This window comes from Pelosinus propionicus DSM 13327 (genome assembly GCF_900114615.1).
Classification (GTDB): domain Bacteria; phylum Bacillota; class Negativicutes; order DSM-13327; family DSM-13327; genus Pelosinus; species Pelosinus propionicus.
This window is the reverse complement of sequence record NZ_FOTS01000107.1, coordinates 1-3,214: the sequence shown is the minus strand read 5'-3', so window position 1 is coordinate 3,214 and position 3,214 is coordinate 1. Positions and strand designations below refer to the sequence as shown.

The 3,214-nt window shown below is 36.7% G+C and carries 5 protein-coding genes; 4 read left to right on the top strand and 1 reads right to left on the bottom strand.

The features are described 5' to 3' along the window. From BMZ99_RS25580 to BMZ99_RS25565, 3 genes are all read left to right on the top strand, one after another. Positions 1-1,293: DUF927 domain-containing protein (locus BMZ99_RS25580; protein WP_175490712.1), on the top strand; the 1,293-nt coding region annotated here is incomplete at its 5' end. Between the two features lie 343 nt (positions 1,294-1,636). Continuing rightward, positions 1,637-2,023 (top strand): hypothetical protein, encoded by a 387-nt coding sequence (locus tag BMZ99_RS25570; protein WP_090944875.1) that lies wholly within the window; start codon positions 1,637-1,639, stop codon positions 2,021-2,023. Positions 2,024-2,029: 6 nt separating this feature from the next. Further along, entirely contained in the window at positions 2,030-2,575 is a 546-nt protein-coding gene (locus tag BMZ99_RS25565) for a DUF1492 domain-containing protein (RefSeq protein ID WP_090944872.1), read from the top strand. Between the two features lie 98 nt (positions 2,576-2,673). Here BMZ99_RS25565 and BMZ99_RS26660 read toward each other — a convergent pair whose 3' ends face one another. Next, positions 2,674-2,811, bottom strand: a complete 138-nt coding sequence (locus BMZ99_RS26660) for a hypothetical protein (RefSeq protein WP_175490711.1) — start codon at positions 2,809-2,811, stop codon at positions 2,674-2,676. A gap of 107 nt (positions 2,812-2,918) precedes the next feature. On the opposite strand from BMZ99_RS26660, the gene BMZ99_RS25560 reads away from it, so the two are divergent. Then, the gene (locus BMZ99_RS25560) at positions 2,919-3,080 is read left to right on the top strand and encodes an aspartyl-phosphate phosphatase Spo0E family protein (RefSeq protein WP_090944869.1); all 162 of its coding nucleotides are present in this window, start codon (positions 2,919-2,921) and stop codon (positions 3,078-3,080) included. Positions 3,081-3,214: the final 134 nt, after the last annotated feature.

The following is a 3,214-nucleotide window of genomic DNA, read 5'->3' as shown; positions in this document are numbered from 1 at the left end:
ATTCCTGATCGAGTTGGAGTATCAAAATTCGGTTGGCGTAACAATGACACGGAATTTATTTGTCCAGGCATGAGCAATAATTATGTATTAGATACCGATGATATCGCCCCACAATCAGTAATTGACGGGTATTCCATTGCAGGGGATCATGGAGCTTGGCTGCAGGCTATGGGTGAGTTGCGAAAGAATCCTAAAGCTAGATTTATATTAGCAGCCTCTTTCGCAGCTCCATTATTAAAAATAACAGGTCAGCGGATCTTCGGCATTCATAATTGGGGTGATTCCAGGGACGGTAAGTCCGCAGCGCAATACGCAGCGTTATCCGTTTGGGGTAAACCAGATACTATTAAAATATTGGCCAGCTCGTCCGAAACAGGTATCGAGAGAATGTCCGCATTATGCTCTGATCTTCCCTTATGTGTTAGCGAGCTAGAAACCCTTGACGAACATCGAAGGGCAGAATTTGAGAATAAAACAATTTATATGATTACTGAGGGCAGAGGAAAACAGCGCGGTACCATCAAAGGACTGCAGCAATCATCATCCTGGCGTACGATCATGATCACGAATGCTGAATCACCAATTGTTAAGGATAATTCCAAAGGCGGTATTATTACTCGTATTATTGAGATCAATGGAGGACCATTCGTTAATAATCAAGAGTTTGCCAGTTATTTATACGGTGTAATGGAACATCATTACGGCCATGCGGGGAGAATTTTTCTGTCCCATATACTGACTGCTAACCATGTTGAAATTAGAGATATTTATCAAAAATTACGTATGGTATTAAAACAAAAATATCCTGAAAAAATTGACTCTCATATTGATGCTGTATCGCATACCGCTTTAGGTGATCAATTATCTAGTATGTATGTCTTCGGTGAGGATAAGGATACTGCCAGTCGCGGAGCGTTACAGACCGCGGAGTATGTCATCGAAAATCATCTGATAAATAATGGTGATGCTGATGAGTCAGAGCGTGCTTGGCAATGGATGCTGGGATGGATTGCCGCGAATAATGGTAGGTTTGCGCTGAATGTAAAAAGCGCAATGCCGATATTGGGATACATTGAGGATGAGTATATTTGTATCTTAAAAACTGAACTTGCAAAAGCCATGAAAGATCAGGGATTTAGTCCGGATAAGATATTCCGCAAATGGGCTGATGTGGGCAGGATACCGATAACCAAGAATGGTGAAAAGAGAACATTTGCCGTAAGAGGTAAAAAAATAAATGGTGTTAAGCCTTGGATATTAAAAGTAAAGGAAGAATCTGATTTATTTGGTTAGTCCAGATAGTCCTGAGATAGTCACTCAGATAGTCCGCAAAAACATAGTAAAATAGCACCTTTATATATATAAAGACTATCTGGACTATCTAATATACATATATGATACGTTATGAATTTTATTTTTCTTAAATATGGACATTGATTATAAATGTATTCTCATGATGTACATTTATGAAAAAATAATATTTATATAAATTATATATGTGTACCCCCTGAAATGGATAGTCCAGATAGTCCAAATACCAGTGAAGCCATATAATATCTATGTTTTTGCGGACTATCTCATGGACCAACTTAGGACTATCCTGGACTATCTTAATAAAAATAGGAGGTAAAACTTCATGGAAATCTACGATTATGTACAAAAACAACCTACACCACCTCCACCTATAGGAAGTGATCTAGGTTACTCATATAAAGACTCCTATGAATTCTCGCCCAATGATAGCTGGTTATGGCTAGAATTATTTATTATCACTGATAGGTATAATCGAGAACTAGCGAAACAGCTTGAAATTATAAGGGCAACAGGAGCAATTCTTGTCATTAGTAATCAACACGGCTTTGCTATTCAGCCAGTGATTGATCCAGCTAGTAAGAAAGGTTGGACGTGCGTAGAGCAGTATAATGCTGAACGAAAATATTTGTTTCCATATTCAAACATGTTAATTGAGTCATTAAAGCAATTACGAGCATTTTATGAAAATTATTTTAATACGAGGAAGTGATAATATATGAATAGAGAACAAATTGCAAAGATAGCAGGTGAAGCAGGAGCGAAGGCAGCTTTAGAGGCTTGGGATAAAAAATGGCAAGAACAGAAAAAAAAGCAGAATACCACTAGGTTGTGGAATACGCGTATGCTGCTAAAACATTATACATCCTTAAAGGAGTATTGCGAGAATGCTGTTTATAGTAGAAGTGCTGTAGATTCAAGTGAAAAGCCAGTTGAAATATTAGAGTCATTAGGTGAATGCACTAAGGAAGAATATATTGAATCTATAAAAAGCAGCACGATAAGAACAATCACCATCATGACTCATGTGGAAAAAATGCTAAAAGTGTATAAACTTTATTGTGAGACTTCAGATAAAGCGGAGGATGAAAGGCGGTATAGAGTATTACATGCTAATTATTTTGATAAACTTAAAATTGCTGACATATGTGATGCTGAAAATATTGACAGAAGCACCTATTATCGAGACAACCGTGAGAGTTCAGAGATGCTAAGTGCTTTAATATTCGGGGCTGACGGTCTTTCGGCAATGCGACAAAGATGAAATTGACGTAGGATTTCTGCCGTGATAATATGGTATTGTGAAATAAATATAATGAATCGAAACCGCTTACAAAATGTGTAGGCGGTTTCTAATATTAATCAATTGCGATCTGTAATACGTAAACAATCTTGACATACAGCTACTTCTTCACCAGATTCATATTGTGAAAAGCATTTCTTTTCATGACCACAGACATCGCATGTTGTATATTGAAGTTCATTATTTTCATAACTCATAACATTACCCCCTTTTTAATTTAGTATGTAGCATGGCTATCGAAATTATTGAAGGATAATATTACCTTTTGCCGAATAATGTATAAAAATGGCAGGAGGTATTAGCTGTGATTGATCTAGAAATTAAAAAATTATGGGAAGAGATAGAGCAGCTACGTGATAAACTTCATGATGTTGCCAGTAAAAAAGGAATAAAATCTCCACAAGCAATTCGTGCAAGTCATATGTTAGATATTAAAATGAATGAATATTATCGTTTAAAAAAATAAGTCACTTCGGTGGCTTTTTCTTATACCAAAACCAAGGAGGTGTACACCACACATGCAACTAAACTGTAACAATAAACTCTGCGAATATAACGATCCAGATAAACTGCTGTGTGGTGCTACAGCCGTTTACTATG

Coding starts and splice junctions, on each gene's coding strand:
- BMZ99_RS25565 (WP_090944872.1), top strand. CDS start 2,030: ATGAATAGAGAACAAATTGCAAAGATAGCAGGTGAAGCAGGAGCGAAG.
- BMZ99_RS26660 (WP_175490711.1), bottom strand. CDS start 2,811: ATGAGTTATGAAAATAATGAACTTCAATATACAACATGCGATGTCTGT.
- BMZ99_RS25570 (WP_090944875.1), top strand. CDS start 1,637: ATGGAAATCTACGATTATGTACAAAAACAACCTACACCACCTCCACCT.